Raw genomic sequence first — 4,370 nt, 5'->3', positions numbered from 1 at the left:
TGGTCCGGAGCCGCTCCGGCGGTCAGCCACGCCGCCGCGGTACCCGTCAGCGCCATCACCGCAGCCCCCGAAGCCGCCGGCTCGGGCAACCTGCTCGGTGGTATGCCCCTGGCCGGCATGGGCGGCCAGGGCGGCATCGGCGCCGCCGGCCCCCGCTACGGTTTCCGCCCCACCGTAATGGCCCGCCCGCCGTTCGCCGGGTAGCCACTCGATTCATTGCGAATGCACGCATGACGGCCGCATGGCCGTCATGCGTGCATTTTGTTTGTTCCGACTCGGCGCGATCGGCCGAAACCCGTTGCGGTTGAGCGGGCTTCACCTGCCGTAGCTCTCTCACGTTCCGGGTCACAGAACCTAGACTGCCAGCGCGTCACGCGCTGCGGCAACGGATCCGGACACCCGACAACGCGCGTCGTCACAAGCCGAAACCCGTAGACCCGCTGGGCTATTCGCGATGGAATCAACACGCGCAATCTGACCAGGATCCGGGAGGCTTAGTCATGTCGATTGATTTTGGGGCGTTGCCGCCAGAGGTCAACTCTGCGCGCCTGTATGGGGGCGCGGGTGCGACGTCGTTGATCACGGCATCCTCAGCGTGGAATTCCCTTGCGGCCGAGCTGCATTCGGCGGCTACGGGCTACGAGAACGTGATCACTCAACTATCGAGTGAGCAGTGGCTGGGACCGGCCTCGGCGAGGGCCGTCCAAGCGCTGACTCCGTATGTGACGTGGGTGAAAACCACTGCGGCCCAAGCCGAAGAAGCCGCCCAGCAGTTGTCCTCGGCCTCGGCGGCATTCGAGACCGCGTTTTCCTCGGTGGTGCCGCCGCCGGTGATCGCGCAAAATCGCGCCCTGCTGGCCCAGGCCATGGCAACCAACACGCTCGGGCAAAACAGCGGGGTGATCGCCCAACTCGAGTCGCAATACGCTCAAATGTGGGCGCAGGACGCCACCACGATGTACCGCTATGCCGCACAGTCGGCGTCGGCCACCAAGGTGACACCGTTCAAATCGGCACCAGAGGTCACCGACCCCTCCGGCCAGGCCAAGCAGGGTGAGGCGACGTCGTCGGCGGCGGCCACCGGAGCCGGCAATGCCGCGAATTCGACGGCCAATGCGATCACCCAGACACCCAGCACCTTGCAGTCGGCGGCGACGCCGGCGGCGGCCGCTGCGGCGGCGGCCACACCCACCGACCCGATCACCGAACTGTGGTTCCTATTGACCGGGCAGACGACGTTGCCCACCAGCTTCGCCACGTTCGTCAACGGTCTGAGCCCGTTCGCCGGTTTCGCGTACAACACCGAGGGTCTGCCCTACTTCTCCGTCGGTATGGGTAACAGCGGTGTGCAGATCGCCAAAAGCACCGGCGCCCTCGGAGGTGCGGCCGCCAGCGCGGCCGCCGCGGCACCCAAGGGCCTGGCCGGTTTGGGCGGCATGCTCGGCGGCGGCGCGACCCATGCAGCACCGGCGGTCGCCGCGGGTCTGGGCAACGCCGGCTCGGTCGGGCGCCTGTCGGTCCCGGCCGTGTGGACCGGCGCCGCGCCGGCGATCAGCCATGCCACGGCCGTGCCGGTCAGCGCGATCAGCGCGGCTCCCGAAGCCGGGTCGGGCAACCTGCTCGGTGGCATGCCCCTGGCCGGTATGGGCGGCGCGCATGGCGTCGGCGGGGCGGGCCCCCGCTACGGCTTCAAGCCCACCGTCATGGCCCGGCCGCCCTTCGCCGGCTAGCGTCGCGGGGAGTCCGCTGCCAGCTGCACGTTTGCGATCCTGACGCGCCACCGCTCAGCGGCGCTCCGCGGGTTTTATCCGCGAGCGGATTTTATCTGTCGGTCAGGTTCTCTCCCCGTTCGTGTCATGCGCAGCCTTCGCGCTCAGCGGGCGCCGCGACGCGACGGCATCTCGCATTCGCCCAGGTGACAGCCCGCATTCGCGATGCGGTAACCACCGGCGTGATCTTGTACTCCTGTCGGATAGCGCCACGCTTCTCCGCGGCTGTCGCCTCATCGGCGGACCCGCACGGCCGCAGCCGCCGGGCCCCGCGCCTTAGCCTCGCAACCAACCATTTCGGTCAAGGTCGTCGACAAATTCCAGTTGCGAGGAACACATGCCGTTCGAGCCGGGCGCTGCGTAGATGGATTACGGTGCCGTACCGCCAGAGATCACTTCGGCCTTGATGTACACGGGTCCGGGGTCGGGCCCGCTGATGGCCGCCGCCGCAGGATGGGATGGGCTGGCAACCGAGCTGGCCACCGCGGCCAGTGGCTACAGCTCGGTGATTTCCGAACTGACCAGCGGGCCGTGGATCGGGCCGACGTCGGCGTCGATGATTTCAGCGGTGTCACCATTCGTGAGTTGGCTCGGTGCGGCGGGCGCTCAGACTGAGCAGACCGCGACGCAGGCCCGGGCCGCCGCGGCCGCGTTCGAGGCGGCGTTCATGGCGACGGTGCCCCCGCCGGTCATCGCGGCCAACCGGGTGTTGCTGGCAACCCTGATCGCGACCAACTTCTTCGGCCAGAACACCCCGGCGATCGCGGCGACCGAAGCCCAGTACATGGAGATGTGGGCGCAGGACGCCGCGGCCATGTTCGGCTATGCGGCCGCATCGGCGCTCGCAACGGAACTGACCCCGTTCACGCCCGCCCCCCGCACCACCGACCCGGAGGGCACGACTAACCAGGCGCAAGCGGTGGCAAAAGCCGCCGCCGAGCCGGCCGGCCAATCCGGGCAGACCGCAGCCAACGCCACCACGCAAACGGCCGCCACCAATGCCGTTCCGCAAGCGGCGCAACAAGTCTCGACGAACGCGGCTGCGGCGGCCGATCCAGCTGCCGCCGCGCAGAATCCGCCGTGGTGGTCCAATTGGTTCACCATCCCCACGCCGGACAACCCAATGGGATGGGGTCCCAGCGTCCCGCAGACTATCTTCAAACAGCTCAGCGGCCTTCCCTACTTCGGGACGGGTTTGGGCGCCTTCGGCTATTCCATCCAGCAGCAGACGACATTCGGTTTGGGATCGACGGCCGGCGCCAGTGGCGCGTGGTATCCGACACCGCAGTTTTCCGGCCTGGCAGCGCTGGGCGGTGGCCACCCCGGTGGCATCGCGGCCACCGCCCACCTGGCGTCCTCGGCGAAGGTTGGCGGACTCTCGGTGCCCGACACGTGGGGCAACGCCGCACCCGCCGCGCTCGAAGAACAGGCCATCCAGGCGACCACCGTCAACTACGCCACCAGCGCCACCGGACCCGCCAACAACGGCCTCCTGCAAGGCATGCCGATGACCGGCGCAGGGCGACGCGCCGCCACCGGCTTTACCCACAAGTACGGCTTCAAACGCAACGTCCTGATCCGACCACCATCGGCAGGATGACTCGTGCCCGCCCGATCCACCCTCGTTCAGTTACCCACCAGCGATTCACACCACCGTGCAGTCCGCTCAGCATCCAGGAGGCTCAGCTATGTCGATTGATTTTGGAGCGTTGCCGCCAGAGGTCAACTCTGCGCGTCTATACGCGGGCGCCGGCTCGACGTCGCTGATCGCGGCGGCCTCGGCGTGGAATTCCCTTGCCGCGGAGCTGAATTCGGCCGCTTTGGGCTACGAGAGCGTGATCTCCCAATTGTCGAGCGAACAGTGGCTGGGGCCGGCTTCGGCCGCCGCGGTGCAGGCTTTGACGCCGTATGTGACGTGGGTGAAAACCACTGCGGCCCAAGCCGAAGAGGCCGCCCAGCAGCTGTCCTCAGCCTCGGCGGCGTTCGAGACGGCGTTCGCCTCGGTGGTGCCGCCGCCGGTGATCGCGCAGAACCGGGCGCTGCTGACCCAGGCTCTGCAAACCAACGTGCTGGGGCAGAACACCGGCGTCATCGCGCAACTCGAAGCCCAATACAGCCAGTTCTGGGCGCAGGACGCCAGTACCATGTACAACTACGCCGGGCAATCGTCGTCGGCGACCAAGGTGACCCCGTTCAAGTCGGCGCCCGAGGTGTCCACCCAGGACGCCGGGGCCAAGCAGGCCGCGGCGACCTCGGCGGCGTCGAGCACCGCGGCGGGCAACGCCGCGCAGACCACGGCCAACGCGATCACTCAGACACCCAGCACCCTGCAGGCCGCGGCGACACCCGCCGCGGCTGCGGCCGCCACCACCACCACGGATCCGTTCACCCAGGCATGGTTCCTGCTGACCGGGCAGACCATTCTGCCGAGCAGTTTCGCCAGCTTCGTCAACGGTCTGAGCCCGTTCGTCGGGTTCGCGTATAACACCGAGGGTCTGCCGTACTTCTCCGTCGGTATGGGTAACAGTGGTGTGCAGATCGCCAAAAGCACCGGCGCCCTCGGAGGTGCGGCCGCCAGCGCGGCGTCCGCGGCTCCCAAGG

The 4,370-nt window shown here is 68.2% G+C and carries 4 protein-coding genes; all 4 read left to right on the top strand.

Annotated features, from left to right (window positions below; translation table 11 throughout):
- Positions 1-204 (top strand): PE/PPE C-terminal domain-containing protein (locus tag ACAG21_RS28060; protein ID WP_370499509.1); only part of this gene is annotated, 204 nt, incomplete at its 5' end.
- A gap of 296 nt (positions 205-500) precedes the next feature.
- On the top strand, positions 501-1,730 hold the full coding sequence (locus tag ACAG21_RS28055; RefSeq protein WP_370499508.1) for a PPE family protein: 1,230 nt from the start codon (positions 501-503) through the stop codon (positions 1,728-1,730).
- A gap of 403 nt (positions 1,731-2,133) precedes the next feature.
- Positions 2,134-3,369, top strand: a complete 1,236-nt coding sequence (locus ACAG21_RS28050) for a PPE family protein (RefSeq protein ID WP_370499507.1) — start codon at positions 2,134-2,136, stop codon at positions 3,367-3,369.
- A gap of 88 nt (positions 3,370-3,457) precedes the next feature.
- On the top strand, positions 3,458-4,370 hold a 913-nt coding region (locus tag ACAG21_RS28045; RefSeq protein WP_370499506.1), incomplete at its 3' end, for a PPE family protein.

Origin of the sequence: Mycobacterium sp. pR1184 (assembly GCF_041287235.1) — a bacterium.
Lineage (GTDB): Bacteria > Actinomycetota > Actinomycetes > Mycobacteriales > Mycobacteriaceae > Mycobacterium.
Note: the sequence above shows the minus strand (reverse complement) of the source record. Positions and strands in the feature narration are given on the sequence as shown.